Below are 21,370 nucleotides of genomic sequence, written 5' to 3' on the forward strand. Positions count from 1 at the left end.
ACGTGCCGGTCAGCGCGACATTGGCCACGTCTCGTCGAGCGGGGCGTAAGACCCCCGGGTAGGTCCGGCACCAATATCGCGTCCGACGACAGCCGGCTAGCCACTAGGAGGCCATCATGACGGACATCGGGCGGAACACCGCGTTCACGGAGACGATTCTGATCAGCTCGGACGCCGCGGCGCTGGCCGGCTCCTACACGGCCGGGCTCGGCGCATCCAGAGAGGACGAGCGACCACTCGACCCGGCACGGGCCGTGGCTCTCGGCGTCCCGCACGCGCAGGGCCGGGTGCACCGAGTGCTGTTGGGTCAGCACGCCGTATCGATCGTCGAATTCCGCGGTCTGCGCGGACGGCCCTACCCGCGTCACAGCTCGGCCAGCGATCTCTGGTTCCAGCATCTCGCACTCGTCGTGGACGACATCGGCCAGGTGCACGAGCAGCTCCTCCGCACCGACCGTTTCACCCCGATCAGCCGAGGTGGGCCCGTCCGCCTGCCGCCGACGTCCGGCGGCGTCACCGCGTTCAAGTTCCGTGACCCCGAAGGACACCCGCTCGAGCTGCTGCAGTTTCCGTCCGGTGCGGCGCCGCGGCAATGGCGACGCACGACTGGCACGTCGGGGCCGGCAGTGCTCGGCGTCGACCACAGCGCCGTATCCGTCAGCGACACCGGGCGCAGCGTCCGGTTCTTTCGCGACGTCGTCGGACTGCGAGTCACCGGGGTCAGCACGAACGAGGGCCCAGGGCAGAGCGAACTGGACGACCTCGACGATGCCCGGGTGACGGTGACTCAGCTGAGGTCGGGTACTGAAGGTCCCGGCATCGAGCTTCTCGAATATCACACCGGCCGGCGACGAGCGATCGACGCGCGCACGAGTGCGGGCGACGTCGCCGCTACCCATCTGGTCCTAGCAGTCGAATCTCTCGACCGCGTCGCCCAGGTCCTGGCCGACCATGGGGTGAGCGCCGAACAGCGCGTTGTCTCGATCACCGGCATCGCCGGACCGATCCTGCGGATCACCGACCCGGACGGGCACCGCCTATTGGTGGAAGAGCGCCCAGTCAGGGCCATCTCGGGACACGAGCCTGACGAGCGCCGCAGTGCGTGGATCACCGATGAGCGCGTGGTCCGCGATGCGTTTCATGCCTAGGTCGCCGGCCCGGTCAGAGCACCGAGCCGCTCGGCGAGGTGGTCGCCGACCCGCAAGGCGTTCGCAATGATCGTGAGGGTCGGATTGACGGCGCCGATCGAGGGCATGAAGCTCCCGTCCACCACATAAAGATTGTCGAGATCGTGGGTCCGGCAGTTGAGGTCCAGCACCGAGGTCGCCGGGTCGGTGCCGAAGCGGGCGGTGCCGGCCTGATGGGCGGTCGCCGCTACGTCGAACGCCTTGTGCAGGTAGAGGCTCCGGACGGCGTGCGTGTCGACGATGCCGAGGCGGCTCAGAACCCGCTGAAAGGTCACCCGCAGACGATCCAGGCTCTTGGTGTTGTTGCCGGGCGACAGCGCCAGCTTCACCGCACCGTCGGACCGCACTGTCACCCGGCTCTCCGGCACGGGCAGGTCCTCGCTGGACAACCAGAAGTCCAGCGAATGCCGGGCCACCTGTTCGTAGGGCGCGGCGGGCGCCCAGCCCAGCCCGCGTGGTGCGGCCGCCTTGATCTGCCAGCTGTCCGACTTGCCGAGCATCTGGATGTTGCCCATCGGATAGTCCCAGTACGAGCTGGGACCGTAGAAGTCGTTGAGGGACAGCGTCTTCTGGAAGACGGTCGGGTTCGGCTCCCGGGAGAAGGCGATGAGTGCCAGATTGTTGTGCCGCATGTAGTTGCGGCCGACCTGGTCGGACGAGTTGGCCAGCCCGTGCGGATGACGTTCGTTGGCCGACTTGAGCAACAGGGCGGCGGAGAGGATCGACCCGGCTGACAAGATCACCACATCGGCCGTGAGCCGTTGGACCGACCCGTCGGCCAGCAGCGCGGTGACGCCGGTGACGGATCGGCCGGTCGGATCGGTGTCGATCCGCTTGACCGTGGTGCCGGTCATCAGGGTCAGGTTGGGGTGCCGGGCGAGCGCCGGTCGCAGCACCGCCGTCTCGGCGTCGGCCTTCGCCCCGAGCAGGCAGGGAAAGCCGTCCACCCGGTCGCAGCGGATGCAGTGCGAGTCGGTGGTCGCCCGGCCCGCCTCGTCCTGGGCCAGCGCAACGCCCATCGGCAGGTGAAACGGGTGCAGCCCGGAGCGTTCGAGATCGTCGGACAACTGCTGGATGCGGGGCTCGTGACGCACGGGCGGGTGCGGGTAGTCGCGTCCGGCCGGTCCCGCGAACGGATCCTCGCCGTGCCGGCCGTGCACCCAGAACAGGTGCTCGGCCCGGCTGTAGTAGGGCTCCAGGTCGGTGTAGTCCAGTGGCCAGGCCGGTGCGACGCCGTCGGCGTGGACGACGTCACCGAAGTCGTGAGGGAGCAGACGGAACAGCGCGGCCCCGTAGACCTTGGAATTGCCACCGACGTAAGAGTGCAGCTCGGGGCGGAAGGGCCGGTCGTACCGATCGTAGAACGTCTCGCGGGCCGTGTACTTGGCCTGGCCGAAGACAGCCTCGGAGTTCCAGTTGTCCCGCTCGCGGGGCAGGAACTCGCCGCGCTCGAGGATCAGGACGCGCCGGCCGGTCTCGGCCAGCCGGGCAGCGGTCGTGGCGCCACCCGGCCCACTGCCGATGACCATGACGTCCCAGTGGTCGCCGCTCACAGCCCCGCGCTCCACTGGGAGAGGCCGCCGTCCACGGTCACCGTCGTCGCGTTGAGATAGCCCGCCTGGTCGGAGGCAAGCAAGACCACAACGTCCGCGATCTCGCGGGCCAGCGCCAGCCGGCCGAGGGGGATGGTGTCCTCCAACCGCATGAGCGACCCCGGATCGGCCTCGGTAACTGCGTTGATCGGCGTGCTCACCGCGCCCGGCGCGACATTGATCATCCGGATACCCAGCGGCCCCAGCTCGACCCCACCGGTGCGGGTGAGCATCTTGACGCCGCCCTTGGAGACGCAGTAGGCCGCGTTGCCTGGCATCGGCCAGTCCTCGTGGGTGGAGGAGATGCTGATGATCAGACCGCCGCTGCGCTGCGCCACGAACTGCTTGGCGGCGAACTGGGCACCGAAAAAGGCACTCTTGAGGTTCACGGCGATCGTATTGTCGAAGTCGGCCTCGCTGGTCTCGATGAGCGATGTCCGCGTCTCGATCCCGGCGTTGCTGACGAGGACGTCCAGCCGGCCGAAGTGCTCCACCGCGGTGTCCACAACCCGTTGCAGGTCGTCGACCTGGGACACGTCGGCCTGAACACCGACGGCCTGGCCGCCCGCCTGCGCTGCCTCGGCAAGCACGGTTTCGGTCTCCTCGGGGTGCAGCAGGTAGTCGACGACGACGTTCGCGCCCTGGGCCGCGGCGGCCAGCACGATGGCACGGCCGATACCGGAGTTCCCTCCGGTGACCGCGATGGACTTGCCCTTCAGCATGGGAGTTGTCCTTCCTCGCTCAAATGACGCCGCCGTTGGCGTGCAGAACCTGCCCGTTGATCCATCGCCCGGACGGGCCGGCCAGGAAGCAGACGACCTCGGCGATGTCCTCGGGTGTGCCGAGGCGGCCCAGCGGCGACAGATCGGCGAGCTGTCGCCGCTCGTCTTCACCGGTGGCCGCCAGGAAAGCCCCAGTCCTGGTCGGACCAGGCGCTACCGCGTTGACGGTGATGTCGCGGTCGCGCAGCTCCTTGGCCAGGATCCGGGTCAGCGCGGCCACTGCCGCCTTGGACGCGGTGTAGGCGCTCAGCGCGGGCGGAGCCAGGCGGATGGTCGTGGACGCCACGTTGACGATGGCACCACCGGCCCGCAGCCGCCGGGCTGCCTGCTGGTCGACCACGAAGGTGCCGCGGACGTTGACGCGCTGAATCTCGTCGAAGTCGGCCAAGTCGAGGTCGACCAACGGCGCCGCCCGGTTGATCGCGGCGGTGTGGACCACGACGTCGGGCTGCCCGAGGCCGCTCTCCACGGCCTCGAACAGGTCGTTGACGGCCGGCTCGTCGCTGACGTCAGCCGCGACGGCCAGTGCCCGCCGTCCCGTGTCCCGGAGCTCCCCGATCAGATTCTCGGCCTTGCTGGTTCCGGCGGCGCTGTGCGCGACGGCGACGTCGAAGCCCGCTTGCGCGAGCCTCTTGGCGATCGCCCGGCCCATTCCCCCGGTGGCACCGGTGACGACAGCCGTTCTGGTCCTGGTCTGATCGGTAGCTCCGGTCATGGGTCAGGCCGCCGTTTCCTGGTGGCTCTGCGCGTACTCGACAAGCCCGATGACGTCCTCGGGGACGAGCCGGCCGATGGCGCCGTTGGACCATACGCCGACGATGACCTTGCTCTCGGGGTCCAGCACGAAGCCGGTCGACTGGAGGTAGACCGGATCAGGGTTTACGAAGGCGCCGATCCCGTCGGCGATGGCGTGGGCGTCGGCGCTGTGCCCGACCGGGAAGTCGAGGCGAAGCTTGTCGATCAGTGCCTGCGTGGTCTCCTCGTCGTCGACAGAGAGGGCCACGACCTTGATGTTGTGGGCCCTCAGGTTTTCCTGCGAACGCTGGAAGGCGCGCAGCTGCGTCCGGCAGTACGGGCAGAAGGAGCCGCGGTAGAAGAGCACGACGCCATAGCTGCCGGCCAACGTCTCGTGCAGCGAAGCCGTGGCGCCGTCGCGCTGATTGATGGTGAGATCCGGGAACGCGTCGCCAGGCTGAAGCAGGGCCATACGAAACTCCTCGACATGATGAACGAGAGACGGCGACGTCGCCGTCGGGCAACCCTTGGTGCCGTACGGCCTCGCCGCTCTTACCGGCGAGTGATGCGGGCCACGTCCATCAATCACGCAAGCCGGTGCGAGTTTCCCGATCGCTCACCAGGCCGGATTCGGTGTCAGCCCGAATCAGCGGCGCAACTGCCGCCTGGACGTGACGCCGAGCTTCGCGAAAACCTTGCTGAGGTGCCACTCGACCGTACGAGGGCTGATGAACAGACGGTCAGCGACTTCCGCGTTCGACAAGCCGTCACGTACCAGCCTGACGATCTGTCTCTCCTGGGGCGTGAGCGTGCTCGACTCCGCTTTCGGCCCTATGTCAACCTTTTCGCCGATGCCGCCGAGTCCGCGCGTGGCGAGCACATCGAAGGTGCCCATACCCATCTCTGTGAACATGGTGTGGGCGGTGTGCAGCTCACGGCGCGCGTCGTCTTGTCTGCCGTTCTCCTGTAGCCACTCGCCGTAGTAGAGATGGGCGCGGGCCAGTTCACCGCGGATTCGGGTACGGCCGAGCCGGGTGATCGATTCTCGGAAGTGCGGCTCGGCCGACTCGGATTCGGCGAGCATCGCCCGGCAGCGGGCTGTCACACCTTGCGCCCACTCGGTGCCGCTGGCCTCCGTCATGCTGGTCAGCCGAGCCAACGCCGGGGCGGCTGTCTCGGGCCGGCCGGCACGTGCGGCCGCGGTCGCCAGCTCGGCCAATGCGCACAACGTGATGAAGCCCATCTCGCGCTCCGGCTCGGTCGCCTGGACGGCGGCCGCGGCTGCTTCCTCGTAGCGGCCCAGGCTGTTCAGCAGCAGGGCACGCATCCACGCCACGGCGATCAGGGTGACCCCTTCACCACGCATGTTCGCATCGTCGGTCATAGCGGCGAGAAGGTCGGCCGCCTTCTCGGTGCGTCCACGCCAGATCGCCAACAGCAATTCCGCGTACGGGGCGTCGAAGATGCCCGTTGCCTGGCGAACCGCGTCGAAGTCTTCCAGCAACGACTCAGCCGCTGACAGCTCACCCTGAACAACCAGGCTGACGGTACGCATGGTGAGCGCGATAGGCAGCGACGCGATGCTCTTGTCCCGAGCCAGCTGTACGAAGCGCCGGCTGATCCGGTTCCAGGCGTCGTCGTCCCACAGGTCCACAGCGACGGTGCCCGCGAACCACTCCAGGAGCAAGCCGATCTCACCGGCGGGCGTCGTGGCACAGAACTCGGCCAAGGCCCTTTTCAGAATCGGCGCACTGGCCGCGTAGCCATCGCGGTACCGGATGGCGAGGCCGTGGATGAGGACGTCACTGGTCGCCTCCGCACCTGGAAGGGGGGAGTTGTGCGCGGCCTCGGCCATCGTGCGCAGCGTAAGTCCGGGCGCGTGGTCAGCGAGGAACCACCTCGCCCGCATAGCCTCCAGATGCGTGTACCGGGCGGCCTCGGCGTCGATCGACTCCAGTCGCGTCGCCGCTTGGAACAGCGACCTTATCGCGTCCCTGCCCCGTCCCAGGGCAAAAGCGCTCCTTGCATACAGCACATCGGCCTGGGCCTTTTCGAGGAGATTCAAGGGGCTGGCCTCGGCCAGTGCGATCAGGCGCGGTGCCGCCATCGGCATGCCGCCCTCGTAGGTCGCGTGCGCTGCCGCGAGAAGCCGTTGGCCGCGCCGCTTCGCATCAGGGGTCAACGCGGCGGCCCGCTCGAGAAATGCCGCGGCGGCGGCTGCTGCTCCCCGGGCGCGCGATCGCCGGGCACTCTCCTCCAACTCGGTGGCGATGACCTCGTCAGGTGTCTCGGCAGCCTGAGCAAGATGCCACGCGCGACGATCAGGATCCGTCAGCCGATCAGTGACCTGCCCCAGGGCCTCGTGAGCGCGGCGCCGCTCCTCGCCCGTCGCTGTGCGATAGATCGCCGACCTCAGCAAAGGATGACGGAAACGCACCCGTGGGGCGAAGTCAACGAACCGCCCCACTGCCTCACGCGACGCTGTTTCCGCATTCACCTCGATCCCGAGGCGATCGACTGCGCGCCACACGAGTACCGGATCGCCGATCGGTTCAGCCGCCGCGACCAGCAAGACTTGCCGGGTTGTGTGCGACAGGCTCGCGATCTGCCGGAGGAAGCTCTCCTCGATCCGCTCCGGCATGACGATCGCGCTGAGCGATCCGAATCCCCCCGCGAGCTCAGCTCTCGTGAAGCCGCGTGGAAGCTCCAGCAGGGCAAGCGGATTGCCACGGCTCTCGGTGACAACGCGATCGAGTATTCGCTGGTCCGTAGGTCCGGGGTAGGCCGATTCGAGCAGCAGCCGGGCCTGGTGGTCGGAAAGTCCGCTGACCCGCACAGCAGGCAGGCCGTCCAATTCGGTGACGTCGCCACCGCTGGTGGGCTCACGAACGGCGAAGATCATCGCAACCGACTCGGCACGCAGCCGCCGCGCTACGAAGCCGAGGACCTGTGCTGACGCCCGGTCCAGCCACTGCGAGTCGTCGATGAGGCACAGCAGCGGCCGGTCTCGTGCGGCCTCCCCGAGCAGTCCCAATGCGGCCAGCCCGACCAAGAACCGGTCGGGCGGCTCGCCGGAGGCCATGCCGAACGCGGTACGCAGTGCCGCCTGCTGCGGTACGGGCAAGCTGGACAGGTGCTCCAGGAGAGGAGCACAGACCTGGTGCAGGCCGGCGAAGGCCAGCTCCTGCTCGGACTCGACGCCACCCGCACGTACCGCCCGCCAACCGCCGACTCTGTCCAGGACGTACTCGAGCAAACAAGTCTTGCCGATCCCGGCTTCGCCGCGTAGGACCAGAGCGCGGCTTTCACCGGACCCCACGGCTTCGATGAGACGATCGAGCAGGACCCATTCGTCACGCGGTAACCTCAACATGAGATCAGGGATCCATAGGGGTCGGCGTCATCAACTCGCCGCCCCGAACGTTGTCGTCCACATCCGCGGCCGAGCCGCCCGGCTGCGCCGCGCATCTCATCGCACGGCCCCTGAGCTGCGTCGGCGTTCGTCCATCGGCGCATGCTACCCGGCTCCTACCGGCGCGGCACCCGGGCCGACTCGCAGGTCACCCGTGCCCGTGGCGTCCGAGACCTGAACCACATCGGCGACGGTCCGAGAATTCCGGCCCGTCGACGACGTCAAACGGAGTGACACGGGCGAAGTGACCCAAGTGGTCACCCCCCTGACCGGAACGAAAGGAATGAACGTTGTCCAACCACCGGAGAATGATCGGGGCCTCGGCGCTCGCTGCCCTGACAATCGGCGCAAGCCTGGCGACAGGAACCGCGGCCCAGGCGACGCCGCCCGGCTCCGGCGTGACCGGAACGATCGAGTGGCAGAAGACCATCGGCCACCGCGATTACATCTATCGCGAGATCACCATCCCGCCGCACCAGTCCACCGGGTGGCACTATCACCCGGGCACCCTGTATGGGCAGGTCAAGCAGGGCACGCTGAGCCACTTCGACGCCACTTGTCAATCGGACGGCGTCTACCGGCAGGGCAGTTACATCGTGGAGCCGAGCGGGGCCGACCACGTGCATATCGGCGTCAACCGCGGCAACACGCCTGTGGTGCTCGACGTCCTCTACGTGCTGCCGGCCGGTGCGCCGCTGTCCGAGGATGCCCCCAACCCCGGGTGTGACTTCCAGTAAGAATCAGCCGTACCGTGCCGTGCCGGCCGGTGGCAGCGCACCGCCCGCACGGCACGGCGTAGTCGCGACGCAGTCGGCTTCGACACGAGATGAGAAATGAATTGAGCGCCGTCGACACCATCGATCAGCTCGGGGCACCGGTCGCCGGAAGCGCACTCGCATGAGACGCATCGAGGACTACGCGATCATCGGCGATTTGCGAACGGCGGCTCTGGTCAGTGACACCGGTGCGATCGACTGGCTCTGCCTTCCGCGGTTCGACTCCCCGGCGGCGTTCGCCGCGCTGCTGGACGACGAACGCTCGGGGCACTGGACAATCGCACCGCGATCGGGTGGACGCTGCAGCAGCCGCCGATACCTGGACGACACTCTGGTCCTCGAGACGACCTGGGACAGCCCGGACGGCCAGGTGCGGGTGGTGGACTTCATGCCCCGCCGCGAGGGCCATCCCTATCTCGTCCGCATGGTCATCGGTGTGCGGGGCTCGGTGCCGATACGTTCTGTCCTGCGGCCGCGTTTCGACTACGGACAGGTAGCTCCGTGGCTGCGGCACCGCGGAGGCCGGATCGAAGCGGTGGCCGGTCCCGACTGCGTCCGGCTGACCGCCGACGTCGCCTCCCGCTGCGAGGACTGGGACATCGTCTCCGACCTCACTGTGACGGCGGGCGACCGCGTGCCGTTCGTGTTCTCCTGGCGGCCCAGCCATGAGGACGGCGCCGCTGAACTGGACGCCGAACGCGCGCTGACGGAGACCATCGACTACTGGCTGGACTGGACCGGACGGTCAAGATATCCGGCCGGCCCGTACCGGGAAGCGGTGATCCGGTCGGTGATCACTCTCAAGGCTCTGACCTACGAGCCGACCGGAGGCATCATCGCCGCGCCGACCACCTCGCTGCCGGAGGAGATCGGCGGCGTACGGAACTGGGACTATCGCTATTGCTGGCTGAGGGATGCCACCTACACCTTGCAGGCGTTGCTCGCCGGAGGCTGCACGGCCGAGGCGGCGACCTGGCGCGAGTGGCTGCTGCGCGCGATCGCCGGCAAGCCGGAGGAGCTGCAGATCGTCTACAGCCTCGACGGAGGCCGGCGGCTACCCGAGACGGAACTGCCCTGGCTGCGCGGATACGAGTCGAGCAGGCCGGTACGGGCGGGCAACGCCGCCTCGGACCAGCTGCAGCTCGACGTATGGGGAGAGACGCTCGACGCGCTCTTCCTGGCCCGCGAGGCCGGGCTGCCGAGAAGCGACGACGCCTGGGCGCTGCAGGTGCAGCTGATGAATCACCTCGAGTCGGCCTGGCGGGAACCGGACAACGGGCTGTGGGAGGTACGCGGGGACCGGCAGCATTTCACGCATTCGAAGGTGATGGCCTGGGTCGCCGCCGACCGGATGGCGCGCTCCGTGCGCCGGCACGGCCTGCCCGGTCCGGCCGAGCACTGGGAACAGGTGCGTGACGAGATCCATCGGGAGGTCCTGGAACGGGCCTACGACCCGGAACGCAACACCTTTACCCAGGCGTACGGGTCCGGATTGCTCGACGCCAGCACCTTGCTGATCCCCCGGGTCGGCTTCCTGGCCCCCGACGATCCACGGGTGATGGGGACGATCGAGGCGATTCAGCGGGAGCTCACCGAGGACGGGCTCGTGAAGCGCTACCAGACGGGCGCCGTCGCCGACGGTCTGCCGGGTGGCGAGGGCCTTTTCGTCGCCTGCTCGTTCTGGCTGGTCGATGCCCTGCACGGGGCTGGCCGGAGGGATGAGGCGGTGGCGCTGTTCGAACGCTTACTGACCCTGCGCAACGACGTCGGCCTGCTCAGCGAGGAATGGGACCCGGTCAATCGCCGGCAACTGGGTAACACGCCCCAGGCGTTCAGCCACTTCGGTCTCGTCGTCAGCGCCACCCAACTCGACGGCGGTAGCAGGGCGCGCAGCGACCGTCCAGTGTTCTGAGTCGGTCATGCCCGCCACGACCGCCACATCGCGCTCTTTGGCGCCGGTGCTCATCGCCGTCAGCATCCCGCTTTTCATCGTCGCCCTGGACAACATGGTGGTCGGCGTGGCGTTGTCGCGTATTCGCGCTGACTTGCACGCCTCATCGTCCGGCGGGCAGTGGGTGGTCATCGCGTACGCCTTGCCGTTCGCGGCTATTCTGCTCACCGCCTGCACACTCGGCGAACGCCTTGGCCGTCGGCGGGTCTTCTTGGCCGGCATCGTGGTCTTCACACTGGCATCAGTCGGGTGCGCCCTGTCCTGTCGGATCTGGCAACTCGACGTCGCCCGAGCCGTGCAGGGCGTCGGCGGTGCAGCCGTGCTTCCGCTGTCGCTCACATTGCTTACCCATGCGGCGCCGGACAGGACGCGGAGCGTCCTCGCCGGCGTCTGGGGAGTCGTCCACGCCCTCGGCCTGGCGGCCGGTCCCGTCGTCGGGGGCGCCGTTGTCGAGGCGCTGCACTGGCAGTTCATCTTCTGGTTCAACGTGCCTGTAGGCGTCCTCGCCGTGTTGCTGGGCCGGGCTTTGTTGCCTGAATCTTATGGCGATGCTCGCCGGTTCGATCCGCTCGGCGTCGTTCTCTTCGCCGTCGGCCTGTTTCTGGTGGTGTGGGGCGTCGTCCGCGGGCCCGAGGAGGGCTGGGTCTCGGGCCCGGTCCGAAACGCGCTGATCGGCGGTGGGGTCGCGCTGGCCGGCTTTGTATGGAGGCAAGCCCGCGGCGGCGCTCCGGCGGTGCCACTCTCCCTGTTCCGGTCCCGGGGCTTCGCGTTGACCAACGCGGTCACTTTCACCTTCAGCGCCGGTGTGTACGGTCCGATCTTCCTCACCGGCCAGTACTTCCAGGCCGTCCGGGACGTCAGCCCTCTGACGGCAGGTACGCGGCTGCTGCCCTGGACCCTGCTGTCTACCCTGGCGCTCCCCCTGGCCACCCGATTCGGTGAGCGGCTCGGCTCGCAACGGATCATCGCAACCGGTCAGGTCCTTCTGGCCGCGGCGCTGATCTGGACCGGGTTGATTGCCGGGCTGCACACTCCGTACACGCAGTTCATCGGCCCGTTCGTTCTCGGTGGGCTCGGCATGGCGTTGACCGTAGCTCCGATCACCGGCTGGGCGGTTTCCACGGCCCCGGCGAACGGCCTTGCTGTCGCTTCCGGCGTCAACAACGCGGTCCGGCAGACGTCGGTCACCGTCGGTATCGCCGTCGCCGTCGCCGTCTTCAGCAGCTTCGGTTCGTATGCCTCTCCACAGTCCTTCGTCGACGGCCTGCGCCCGGCAGACACCTCCGGCGGGCTGATCGTCGCCGCCGGGGCTCTGTTTGCCTTCTCAGCCGCTCTACGGGCCGATCCGTCCCGGCCGGCCCCTCCACCCTCAGCACCGGAAGAATCGCGCTGACCCGAAAGCCTCCACCGTCTTGACCACCGCGTCGAAGATCGCCGGTCGGTCACAGACCTCCACCGACAGCGGAAGGACGTCGTCACCGTGGCGCACTGCCGGGCATCCAGCGCCGAACTCGCCGCACAAGACTCACCCATCGGAGAACGCATGCCAGGCAATCCTTCACAGTCGGAGCCGATTGGCTCGCCACCGTCCGTGTCAGCTCCCGAAGGCGCCGGTCAAGCCTCCATCGGCACCGCTTGCGTCATCGGCGGGAGCTTCGCGGGTCTGCTGGCAGCCCGGGTTCTCGCTGTTCACGCGGAGCGAGTCATAGTGCTCGAGCGAGACCCACTCGCCGAGGGTGGGCAGGTGCGCCCCTCGGTCCCGCAGAGCGAACACGGACATTTTCTCCAGCCCGAGGGACTGGCCTTGCTCGAAGGCTGGTTCCCCGGCTTCACGAGCGACGCCCTGTCGCAGGGAGCGGTGCTGGCTCCACCGGGGCACCATCGCCTGTTCACCGACGGCGTTCCCGCCGATTTTCCGGACGTGACCATGCTGATGGCCGGGCGGCCTTTTCTGGAGGACCAGATCAGACGCCGTATCACAACGATGCCGCATGTCGAGATCCGTCAGGCGCGAGTGACCGGCCTTCGGTTCCGCGGGGACGCGGTCGGTGGAGTGGCCTATCGTCCGGCCGATGCCGCCGAAACCTCTACGGAACGCTCGCTCGACGTCGATATCGCGGTCGACGCGACGGGTCGAAGCACCAAGATCGCCCGATGGCTTCGCCCCGGGGGCTTCGAGGTTCCCCTCGTCGAGCGCGTGCCGGTCGGCGTCAGCTATGTCACGGCGCTGTTCGACCGGCCCGGGAAACCTGAGATCGCCTGCGCGCTCGATCAGTTCGCCGCCTCCGACCACCAGCCCTCGACGAGCGATGAAGCACCCGGCGGTATGGCCGTCTACGCGATCGAGGGAAACCTTTGGCAAGTAGTGACGATGACCTACGGGCGAGACCAGCTCGCGGCGACGGTGCAGGATCTGCGAGACATCGCGGCCCAGCGCCCCGCGGTCTTCCAGGAAGCCACACGTGGCAACCCTGTCGGCAAGCCGGTCACGTACTACTACCGGGAGAGCGTGCGCCATTCGGTGCCGTCTCCCGAATCGTATCCGACCGGCCTCCTGAGCCTCGGAGACGCAGTTGCGAGCTTCAACCCAGTGCTCGGCCAGGGAATGCTGTCAGCGGCGAAGCAGGCCTCCGTCCTGGCCGACTTTCTCTCCAGCAGCAGGAATCCCGCCGCCGAGACCAGGAAGTTCATCCGCCTTCAGGACGCGGCCGTCGACGAGCTGTGGCACAACCAGACCAACTCTTGAGCGCAAGGATCCGATCTACACATGCACAGCCCTTCCGCCGCACAGGTCGAAACGACCGAGGCCGAATTCATGTATCAGCTCGAGGCCGGAGCACCCGACCCGGATCAGGAGCTACTCGGCATAGCCGTCGAACGGCTCGCCGGGGGCGTCGTGCTCTCCGCGCATAACGACCCGACCTCGTACTGGAGCAAGGCTTTGGGATTCGGGTTCGGCGAACCCGTCACCGAGGGCCTGATCGACCGGGTCCTGGACGTCTGGCGCGATCAGCAGAACCCCATCGGGGTGTTGCAGATCGCACCCGAGGTGACGCCCCACAACTGGAATCAGATTCGCGAGTCGCGCGGGCTCCAGCCCGCCGGGCGGATCGCGAAGATGGCCGCGCCGATCGGCGACGTCGTCACCACCGGCGTCTCCGACCTCAGAATCGCTCCCGTCGAACGGCAGGACGCCGAGCGGTGGGCCCGCGTAGTGCTCGATGGCCTGGGCATGCCGCACGACGGCCTCGGCGGCATGTTCGCGGCGATGGTGTCACACCCCCGGTTCTATCCGTATGCGGCCTGGGACGGCGATACCATCGCGGGCGGCGGGACGCTGTTCGTCCACGACGACATCGGGGAGATCGTGGCCGGAGCGGTGCTCGAGCCCTACCGCAACCGCGGCGCGCAGACGGCCCTGATCGGCGCACGGGCGGCCAAGGCCCGCGCTCTCGGCTGCCGCTGGCTGATCGGGGAGACCGGCCAGCCCGCCGAGGGCCGATCAAATTCTTCGATGAACAACATGATCCGGGCCGGCCTGAAGCCGCTCTATGTCCGTCAGAACCACACCTGGCGCCCGGCCTGATCCTCACAGGAAAGGTTCCGCGCCAACCGGACGGATGGCGCGGATCACGACCACGAACTCCGCCTTCGTGCCGTCGTACCCCTTTACGTGACCGACGAGATTGTGAAGCTGCGCACCGAGGTAGACGGCTTGGTCCTGGAGCCGGGTGACCCCGGATACGAGGCCGAGTGTTACACCTACAACCTGCTGACGCCGCTGCGTCCCGCGGTGGTGGTCGGTGCGGCGAGCCCCGCCGATGTCCAGGCGGCGGTTCGCTTCGCCGGGGCCCGCAGAATGGCTGTCGCCGTCCGTGGCGGCGGGCACATGCAACCATATGCCGCCGAGGACGCGCTGCTCGTCACGCTCGATCGCTTCAGCGCGGTGACGATCGACGTCAAACGAGCAACGGCCAAGGTCCTCGGGTCAGCCCGCTGGGCCGAGGTGATCGACGCTGCGGCCGTTCACGGGCTGGCGCCGATGAGCGGATCGTCGGGGACCGTCGGTGCCATCGGGTACGTCCTTGGCGGAGGCCAGGGCCCCATCCTCAGCCGGCTCTATGGCTACGCCTCGGATCGCGTGCGGTCGTTCGACGTCGTCACCGCCGACGGCGTGGTCCGGACGGTCAGCACCGACGCCGAGCCCGAGCTGTTCGCCGCGCTGCGCGGAGGAAGGGGAAATCTTGGTGTCGTCACCGCGATGGAGATCGACCTGTTTCCGGTTCGGTCCGTCCTCGCCGGAGGCCTGTACTTTCCAGGCAGTCGGGCTGCCGAGGTGCTGAAAAAGTGGCGCCCCTGGGCCGCGCTGCTGCCGGCCCGCGCCACCACATCGGTCGCCATCCAGAATCTTCCGCCGATCGACTCGCTGCCTGAGGTGCTGCGAGGCGCGCACGTGGTCCATCTGCGGTTCGCGTGCCTCGGGCCGTTCGAGACCGGCCAGGCGCTGTTCGAGCCGATGCGCCAGCTCGGCCCGGTGTTGCTGGACACGGTGAACGAAAAGCCTTACCGCGAGGCCGCCATGCTGCACAACGACCCGATCGACGTCATTCCCTACCAGGACCGCAGCCTCGGCCTGGCCACGCTGCCGGACGAGGCACTGGCTCGGTTGGCCGAGCTGACCAACCCGGCGACGGGTAGGGCTCGGTTGGCCAGCGTGGAGGTGCGCGCGCTGGGCGGAGCCCTGGACCGCCCTCCGGCCGGCCCCGACTCGGTGCCCAGTCGCGGTCTAGCGTTCCAGCTCTTCGCGTTCGGTGTCGGCGACGGCGACCAGATCCCCGCGCTCCGTGTGGAGCTGGAACGGCTGATCGACGGCATGCGGCCGTGGGCCGATCCGAGGCACCGGCGCATGCTCAACTTCTTGTCGCCCGAGGAGGCTTTGGAACCGCACTCGCTGCGCCAGGTGTACGGCAAGGCGATCTACGACCGCCTTCTGGCGGTCAAACAGAGATACGACCCCGACACGATGTTCCGCATGAACCACACCGTGCGGCCCTGAAGGCCGAGCCCAGGCCCCACATAGCTCATACATTCGCATTTTCTATCGCCGCCATAAATAAAGCTTTTTCGGTGAGCATAACCACACCCGCGTTTCCTCACCGGATAGATAAATACGAGCTGCCGAACGGTTAAGTTATTTGCCATGTCCGATATCACTATCATTCTCGTACACGGTGCCTTCTCCGAATCAACCAATTGGGCCGGCGTCATCCCGCCGTTGCGGGCCGCCGGCCACCGGGTGATCGCCGCGCCGAATCATCTGCGCAGCCTGTCCGGAGACGCCGCCTCGGTGTCCAGCCTGATCGGGACCATCACCGGCCCGGTCGTGCTCGTCGGTCACTCGTACGGCGGCTCGGTCATCACGAACGCGGCGCGAGGCCACGACAACGTGCGCGCGTTGGTCTACATCGCCGCTTTCGCGCCCGTCGAGGGAGAGAGCGTCGGCGACGTCCAGGGCCCCGGGTCGGGCAGCACCCTGGCCGAGACCCTGATCGCGGTGCCCCTGAGCGATGGCACCAGCGACCTCTACATCCGCCCCGAGCTGTTCCATCAGCAGTTCGCCGCCGATCTGCCGGCAGACGAAGCCGATCTGCTGGCGGCCACCCAGCGCCCGGCCCGCGACGTCCTGCTCACCGAGGGCTCCGGCACCCCCGCCTGGGAGTCGCTGCCGACGTGGTTCCTGCTCGCCGGCAAGGACCGGAACATCCCGATCGCGGCTCAGCGGTCCATGGCCGAGCGGGCCGGCGCCAAGAAGGTGGTGGAGATCGAGCACGCTTCGCACGCGGTCACGCTGTCGCATCCGGCCGAGATCACCGAGCTCATCCTCGACGCCGTCGACGCTGTGGCCTGAGGCCGCAGCAGGATTCGGCTTCCCCGGCCAGAACATTGGCCGGGGTCACCGGCAGCGTGCAGAACGCCGCTCTGGTCGGTGACCGGCGCAAGATCGTCGAGGGCTCGTGCAGAAACTCGCCAACGTCTGACCGCCCTACTCAGTCGAGGAGAAGCTCGGTCTCGCCGCGGCCACCGATGGCGCACGCTGTGCGACCAGACACAACTGCCGTCGGCTGCGAACTCGGCCTCTCCCACGGCGTGAACCACCACATGGGGCTTGTTAACGGCAACGCATGGCGGGTGACCGCATTCGGGGATCCGAAGATCGGAGTGCGGCGAGAGCGGCTGACCTACGACGCGCCGCAAGCCGGCCAGGTTCTGGTACGCGTGCTGACGGCCGGCGCGGGCCTGCCGGACGCCATGATGGCGGCTGGAGCGTACCCGCTTGTCGGCGATCCGCCCTTCGGTCTCGGCGAGGAGGTCGCGGGTGAGGTCGTCGAGGTCGCGGACGGGTCGAAGTTCTCCGTCGGAGACCGCATCATGGGGATCACGGCGTTCCTGGCCGGGTGGGGCGGCTACGCCGACTACACGTACGTGGTGGAGCAGTCAGCCGTGGTGATCCCGGAGGCGCTGTCCGACGAGCAGGCCGGCGGTTTCCCCATCGCCTACCGGACAGCGTTCGCCGGACTCGTCGAGCGTTCGAACGTGCAAGCCGGCGAGACCCTGGTGGTCCTTGGTGGCGGGGGCAGCTCCGGCCTGGCCGCCATCCAGATGGGCAAGGCGTACGGAGCTCGGGTGATTGCCGTGGCCGGCAGTGCGGAGAAGCTGTCCCTCGCATCGGCCGCCGGCGCCGACGCCGTCATCAACTACCGGTCGGTGGATCTTGCTGAGGAGCTGCTGGCCCGTACGGACGGTCGTGGGGTTGACTTGATCTTCGACGTGGTCGGCGGTTCGACTGCTGCCGCCGCCGTCAAGGCGCTGGGCCGCGACGGCCGGATCGCGATGGTGGGTCTGGCCAGCGGCGCCCCCGTCGTTCTCGATTCGCTAGACATGATCTTGCGGAATTACACGGCCGTCGGGGTGCTCGCCGTCGCGACGCCGGAAGCGGACGCGATCGCGTGGGCCCGGCTGGTGGAACTGGTAGAGGCTGGGTACCTGTCCACCCAGGTCGGCCGCGTCTGGTCTCTCGACGACGTACCAGCGATGATCACGCAGCAGACCGCGCCGGTCCCCGGAAAGTCAGTCGTCAGGGTCGCCGCCCCGAGCATCCCGATCCAACCCTGATCGACGAGGCGAGTCGTTCCAGAACCGTATCGCCGGCCATTCAGTTGCGCCCTTGGTGGAGGGCGCCTCACCAGACAAAGCGAGAGCGCCGCTCCGTAATATGCGAGCAGTCACGTCAATGGGCTGCCTCACGACATGAGAGTGACCGTGTCGATGTCGATGCTGCGCGAGCCGGTGAAGACGATATACAGAGCTCCGGACCCGGAACTTGCCAGTTTCGCCGTGACTTGGCCAAAAGTGTTGGCACTGGCGGTTCGCGGGAGATTGACGGTTCCCAGGAGACGCCCGGACGCTGATCCGGCCCGGACCTGCACCCCTGCGTCTCCTTCGCCCGCGGAGTAGCGCAGGCGAATCGCCCGGACTCCGTCCAGTGGGTGATGACGATAGCCGGCCCAGCCGACCGCCTCGGTGGGACCGACTGCCGTTCCGCCTCGGGCCTTCGTGTGAGACGTGTTCCGGGTGCCCTGGTGGGACGTGTAAGACTCCGCCTCGAAGGTGAGGTCGGCTGGCCTGGCCGCTGAACTGGGAGTGGGTCTTGCGGTGGGGGTTACCGGAGTTGTTGTCTTGTGAAATGGTCCCAGGCCGTACAGGGCGAGTATTCCGGTCACCATGGCCCCCAAGAAGAGAACGAATAAGAAGTCGCCGCCGGTAGGCGTTGCCCGGCCGGGTGCGCGCTCCGTACGCGGCCGGACTCCCGTCACCGGGCGGGGATTCTCGGTACGCTCCTCGGCACAGATCTTCGTCGCGGTCAGCCGAGGCGTCGGATGCGGTGCGGTTTTCGCAACCACCACGGCGGGGGGAACCGGCGCCGGCGCCGGACTCGCACGCACGTTGTCTTCGCCAGCCGGAACCCGGACAGCGTCCGAAGCCGGCCCGGCACCAGGATCATCGGGGAGCGGTCCCGCCAGGCCGTCCGCGGGAACCGCCTTCAATCGTTCGAGCCAGACCGAATACTTCTCGACCTGGTCGGCCGACGACTCCGCGTCGATCCCGTCCGTCCAGCGGTGTGCGTTCTTCCGGACCCACCACGTGGTGCGTTTACTCGAGCGGGTCACGAGACCGGGGTGCCACACGGGAACGGCGTGAGGCTACCGCGCATGCGGGTATCAGAGCCGAGTCTCATGCCGAGTTGCCTTTGCTGACGGGTGCCGGGGCGTCATCGGGGGTTTACGCCCACGGTGAGCTCACGTTCCGCGACGTGACAGAGACCACGTGCGGCTCGAGCTACCCGTCATCGCGTGTCGCTTTTTCACCATCGCCGGTCATCCGCATACCTGGGAAGCACCCTGTCCTGCTTCTAACTTTGCGGTGGCACCACATGATGTCCACGCCTACCGACGGAAAGGGGCGACAGCAATGACGCGTCGTGCTCTGCTGACCTACGCCTTCGATGCCTACTGCGGCTGGTGTTACGGCTTCGGGCCGGCCCTGCATACCTTCGCGATCGCCAACGCCGATCGCATCGAGTTGCGAGTCAGGTCCGGTGGTTTGTTCACCGGCCCGCGCGCGCTGCCGATCGCCGCCTACACGCACATTCCCGACGCCAATGCCAGTATCACCCGGTTGACCGGGGTCACTTTCGGCGACGCCTACAACCATTTGGTCGACGAAGGCCACACGGTGATGGACTCCACCGACGCCGCCGTCGGACTCGTCGCGCTGCGCCGTCAGGACCCGGCCCGCACATTGCACGCCGCCGAGGCGATGCAGCGGGCGTGGTACCTCGACGGGCGCAGCCTGTCCGACGCCCGGGTCTACCGCGACCTCGCCGGCGACCTCGGATATGACCCCGACGCCGTCACCGCCGCCCTGGCTGAGCCCGGCACCCTCACCGAGGCCCGCGCCGACTTTCAGCAGGTGCGCCGGCTCGGTGTGCCGGAATATCCGACATTGCTGCTGCACACCAGCAACGGCAGCCACCGTCTGGGTGGTCCACTCTCGACCGCCGACACGCTCACCCGTGCCCTCGACGAGCACTTCGCCGCCGTCGACGCCTGACGTGGCCGACCCCCATCGGAGGATGGCTCGGGTACTCCACTGCCGTGTTCCGGGCCGCCCCGGAGCGACCGGCTCGCGGATCGTCCAGAAACCATCGACCGCAGCCATCAGGTGACCGCCGTGGTCCGCGGCTCTGCGGGGCCGCCCACCGCGCCACCGTCAACCCGGCTGCTTTCCTGGCACGATCGTGGCATGGCACCAGGTCTTGGAGGACACCCTTGACGATTTCGACCGAGTCGCGCCGCGGCGAGATGGCCGACTTCCTGCGCCGCCGCCGGGATGCCCTGTCGCCCGGCGACGTCGGCATCGCCGTCCGCGACCGGCGGCGGACCCCCGGGCTACGCCGGGACGAGGTCGCCGCGCGGGCGCACATGTCGGCGATCTACTACGAGCGGCTTGAGCGCGGCCGTGGCCCGGTGCCCTCGGCTGCTGCCCTGGGCGGACTCGCCCGCGCGCTGTGCCTGACCGTCGACGAGTGTGACTACCTTTACCGGCTGGCCGGTCAGGTGGCACCCGCCCTGCCCGAGCCGGCCGGGTTCATCGACGCGGGCCTGGAGTCCGCGATGGCCGCCGTCTCCCCCACGATCCCAGCCATGATCACTGACGAGCTCGGCACTGTCGTGGCGCAGAACTCGATGACCACAGCCCTGTTCGGCCCGATCGCCGGTCGCGACATCGACACTGCCAACATCGTGTGGCGCTGGTTCACCGACCTGCCGTGGCGGCACTGGCTGGAAGAAACCGACCAGCACGAGCTGACCAGCCGGTCCTACGTCGCCGATCTGCGCGCGGTGCTGGCCCGGCGCGCCGAGGATCCCGCCGCCCTCGCTTTCGTGGCCGCCTTGCACGCGGCCAGCGAGGAGTTCACCGGGATGTGGCGCGAGCATGCGGTGTCCGCGCTGCACTGCTCACGCAAGAGGATCGACTACGAGCGTGTCGGCCGGCTCGAGCTCGACTGCGCGGTGATGCTCAGCCCGTACTCCAGCCAGCGGCTGCTCCTGTTGCAACCGGTCCCCGAAACCGGCACCGACGAACGCCTGGTCCGGTTACACGACCTGCGGTCCGCCTGACTCATACCATTTGTACGTGGTTACCGCTCCGAGCCGCTCGTAGCTTTGGGGCCGTGACTCAGACACTTCCGAAAATCGGCATCATCCTCGGGAGCACCCGGCCCGGCCGCAACGGCGAGCCGGTCGCCAGGTGGGTGCTCGACCGGGCCGCCCAGCGCGACGACGCCGAGTTCGACCTGATCGACCTGCTCGATTATCAGCTTCCCCACCTCGACGAGGCGCTGCCGCCGGTCACCGGGCAGTACGCCAACGCCCACACCAAGGCCTGGTCGGAGCGGATCGCCCGCTACGACGGCTTCGTCTTCGTCACCCCGGAGTACAACCACAGCACTTCGGGGGTGCTCAAGAACGCGATCGACTTCCTTCACAGCGAGTGGAACAACAAAGCTGCCGGCTTCGTCAGCTACGGGGCCCAGGGCGGTGTACGTGCGGTCGAGCACCTGCGGCTGGTGATGGGCGAACTCCAGGTCGCTGACGTGCGCACCCAGGTCAGCTTCGGCCTCTACGCCGACTTCGTGGACTACACGACCTTCCAGCCGGGCGAGCAGCACGAGCCCGTCCTGACCATGATGCTCGACCAGGTTGTCGCGTGGTCCCGAGCCTTGCGGACCGTACGCCTCTCCGTCTGACGAGCCACGCGTCTCTTCCTCTGACCGGTCGACCGGGGTCGGGTGGAGGCCCGACCCCGGTCGAC

The 21,370-nt window shown here is 68.0% G+C and carries 18 protein-coding genes; 12 read left to right on the plus strand and 6 right to left on the minus strand.

Annotation, left to right across the window (positions count from 1 at the left end; genetic code table 11):
- Nucleotides 1–116 precede the first annotated feature (116 nt).
- On the plus strand, nucleotides 117–1,148 hold the full coding sequence (locus tag AB0J66_RS38470) for a VOC family protein (RefSeq protein ID WP_364671908.1): 1,032 nt from the start codon (nucleotides 117–119) through the stop codon (nucleotides 1,146–1,148).
- On the opposite strand, the gene AB0J66_RS38475 is transcribed toward AB0J66_RS38470, so the two are convergent.
- The 5 genes from AB0J66_RS38475 to AB0J66_RS38495 form a co-directional block, all read right to left on the minus strand.
- On the minus strand, nucleotides 1,145–2,740 hold the full coding sequence (locus tag AB0J66_RS38475) for a GMC family oxidoreductase (RefSeq protein ID WP_364671909.1): 1,596 nt from the start codon (nucleotides 2,738–2,740) through the stop codon (nucleotides 1,145–1,147). The genes AB0J66_RS38470 and AB0J66_RS38475 overlap by 4 nt on opposite strands.
- Nucleotides 2,737–3,501, minus strand: coding sequence for an SDR family oxidoreductase (locus AB0J66_RS38480; protein WP_364671911.1), 765 nt, complete (start codon nucleotides 3,499–3,501; stop codon nucleotides 2,737–2,739). The genes AB0J66_RS38475 and AB0J66_RS38480 overlap by 4 nt, the downstream gene beginning before the upstream one ends.
- A gap of 19 nt (nucleotides 3,502–3,520) precedes the next feature.
- Nucleotides 3,521–4,276: an SDR family oxidoreductase gene (locus AB0J66_RS38485; RefSeq protein ID WP_364671913.1), complete on the minus strand. Its 756-nt coding sequence runs from the start codon at nucleotides 4,274–4,276 to the stop codon at nucleotides 3,521–3,523.
- A 3-nt stretch (nucleotides 4,277–4,279) separates the two neighbouring features.
- On the minus strand, nucleotides 4,280–4,768 hold the full coding sequence (locus AB0J66_RS38490; RefSeq protein WP_364671915.1) for a peroxiredoxin family protein: 489 nt from the start codon (nucleotides 4,766–4,768) through the stop codon (nucleotides 4,280–4,282).
- A 174-nt stretch (nucleotides 4,769–4,942) separates the two neighbouring features.
- Nucleotides 4,943–7,669: a LuxR C-terminal-related transcriptional regulator gene (locus AB0J66_RS38495; protein ID WP_364671917.1), complete on the minus strand. Its 2,727-nt coding sequence runs from the start codon at nucleotides 7,667–7,669 to the stop codon at nucleotides 4,943–4,945.
- Between the two features lie 347 nt (nucleotides 7,670–8,016).
- Between AB0J66_RS38495 and AB0J66_RS38500 the strand changes: the two genes are divergently transcribed.
- The 8 genes from AB0J66_RS38500 to AB0J66_RS38535 all read left to right on the plus strand — a co-directional run bounded on the left by AB0J66_RS38500 (nucleotide 8,017) and on the right by AB0J66_RS38535 (nucleotide 17,608).
- Nucleotides 8,017–8,445 (plus strand): cupin domain-containing protein, encoded by a 429-nt coding sequence (locus tag AB0J66_RS38500; RefSeq protein ID WP_364671918.1) that lies wholly within the window; start codon nucleotides 8,017–8,019, stop codon nucleotides 8,443–8,445.
- A gap of 160 nt (nucleotides 8,446–8,605) precedes the next feature.
- A complete protein-coding gene (locus AB0J66_RS38505) occupies nucleotides 8,606–10,396 on the plus strand; it encodes a glycoside hydrolase family 15 protein (protein ID WP_364671920.1) in 1,791 nt (596 codons plus the stop codon).
- Between the two features lie 7 nt (nucleotides 10,397–10,403).
- Entirely contained in the window at nucleotides 10,404–11,828 is a 1,425-nt protein-coding gene (locus AB0J66_RS38510) for a DHA2 family efflux MFS transporter permease subunit (protein ID WP_364671921.1), read from the plus strand.
- A gap of 351 nt (nucleotides 11,829–12,179) precedes the next feature.
- Nucleotides 12,180–13,181: a hypothetical protein gene (locus AB0J66_RS38515; protein WP_364671923.1), complete on the plus strand. Its 1,002-nt coding sequence runs from the start codon at nucleotides 12,180–12,182 to the stop codon at nucleotides 13,179–13,181.
- A gap of 21 nt (nucleotides 13,182–13,202) precedes the next feature.
- Nucleotides 13,203–14,021, plus strand: a complete 819-nt coding sequence (locus AB0J66_RS38520) for a GNAT family N-acetyltransferase (protein WP_364671924.1) — start codon at nucleotides 13,203–13,205, stop codon at nucleotides 14,019–14,021.
- 87 nt (nucleotides 14,022–14,108) lie between these two features.
- A complete protein-coding gene (locus AB0J66_RS38525; protein ID WP_364671925.1) occupies nucleotides 14,109–15,491 on the plus strand; it encodes an FAD-binding oxidoreductase in 1,383 nt (460 codons plus the stop codon).
- A gap of 144 nt (nucleotides 15,492–15,635) precedes the next feature.
- Nucleotides 15,636–16,343: an alpha/beta hydrolase gene (locus AB0J66_RS38530; RefSeq protein ID WP_364671926.1), complete on the plus strand. Its 708-nt coding sequence runs from the start codon at nucleotides 15,636–15,638 to the stop codon at nucleotides 16,341–16,343.
- 281 nt (nucleotides 16,344–16,624) lie between these two features.
- Nucleotides 16,625–17,608, plus strand: a complete 984-nt coding sequence (locus AB0J66_RS38535; protein ID WP_364671928.1) for a zinc-binding dehydrogenase — start codon at nucleotides 16,625–16,627, stop codon at nucleotides 17,606–17,608.
- A 128-nt stretch (nucleotides 17,609–17,736) separates the two neighbouring features.
- On the opposite strand, the gene AB0J66_RS38540 is transcribed toward AB0J66_RS38535, so the two are convergent.
- Nucleotides 17,737–18,219: a carbohydrate-binding protein gene (locus tag AB0J66_RS38540; protein ID WP_364671983.1), complete on the minus strand. Its 483-nt coding sequence runs from the start codon at nucleotides 18,217–18,219 to the stop codon at nucleotides 17,737–17,739.
- Nucleotides 18,220–18,820: 601 nt separating this feature from the next.
- On the opposite strand from AB0J66_RS38540, the gene AB0J66_RS38545 reads away from it, so the two are divergent.
- From AB0J66_RS38545 to AB0J66_RS38555, 3 genes are all read left to right on the plus strand, one after another.
- A complete protein-coding gene (locus AB0J66_RS38545) occupies nucleotides 18,821–19,606 on the plus strand; it encodes a DsbA family protein (protein ID WP_364671930.1) in 786 nt (261 codons plus the stop codon).
- Between the two features lie 218 nt (nucleotides 19,607–19,824).
- Complete coding sequence (locus AB0J66_RS38550; RefSeq protein WP_364671931.1) at nucleotides 19,825–20,676, plus strand: helix-turn-helix transcriptional regulator; 852 nt, start codon at nucleotides 19,825–19,827, stop codon at nucleotides 20,674–20,676.
- Between the two features lie 53 nt (nucleotides 20,677–20,729).
- The gene (locus AB0J66_RS38555; RefSeq protein WP_364671932.1) at nucleotides 20,730–21,305 is read left to right on the plus strand and encodes an NAD(P)H-dependent oxidoreductase; all 576 of its coding nucleotides are present in this window, start codon (nucleotides 20,730–20,732) and stop codon (nucleotides 21,303–21,305) included.
- The last annotated feature ends 65 nt before the right edge of the window (nucleotides 21,306–21,370 follow it).

It is taken from the genome of Actinoplanes sp. NPDC049598 (genome assembly GCF_040675435.1).
GTDB lineage: Bacteria > Actinomycetota > Actinomycetes > Mycobacteriales > Micromonosporaceae > Actinoplanes.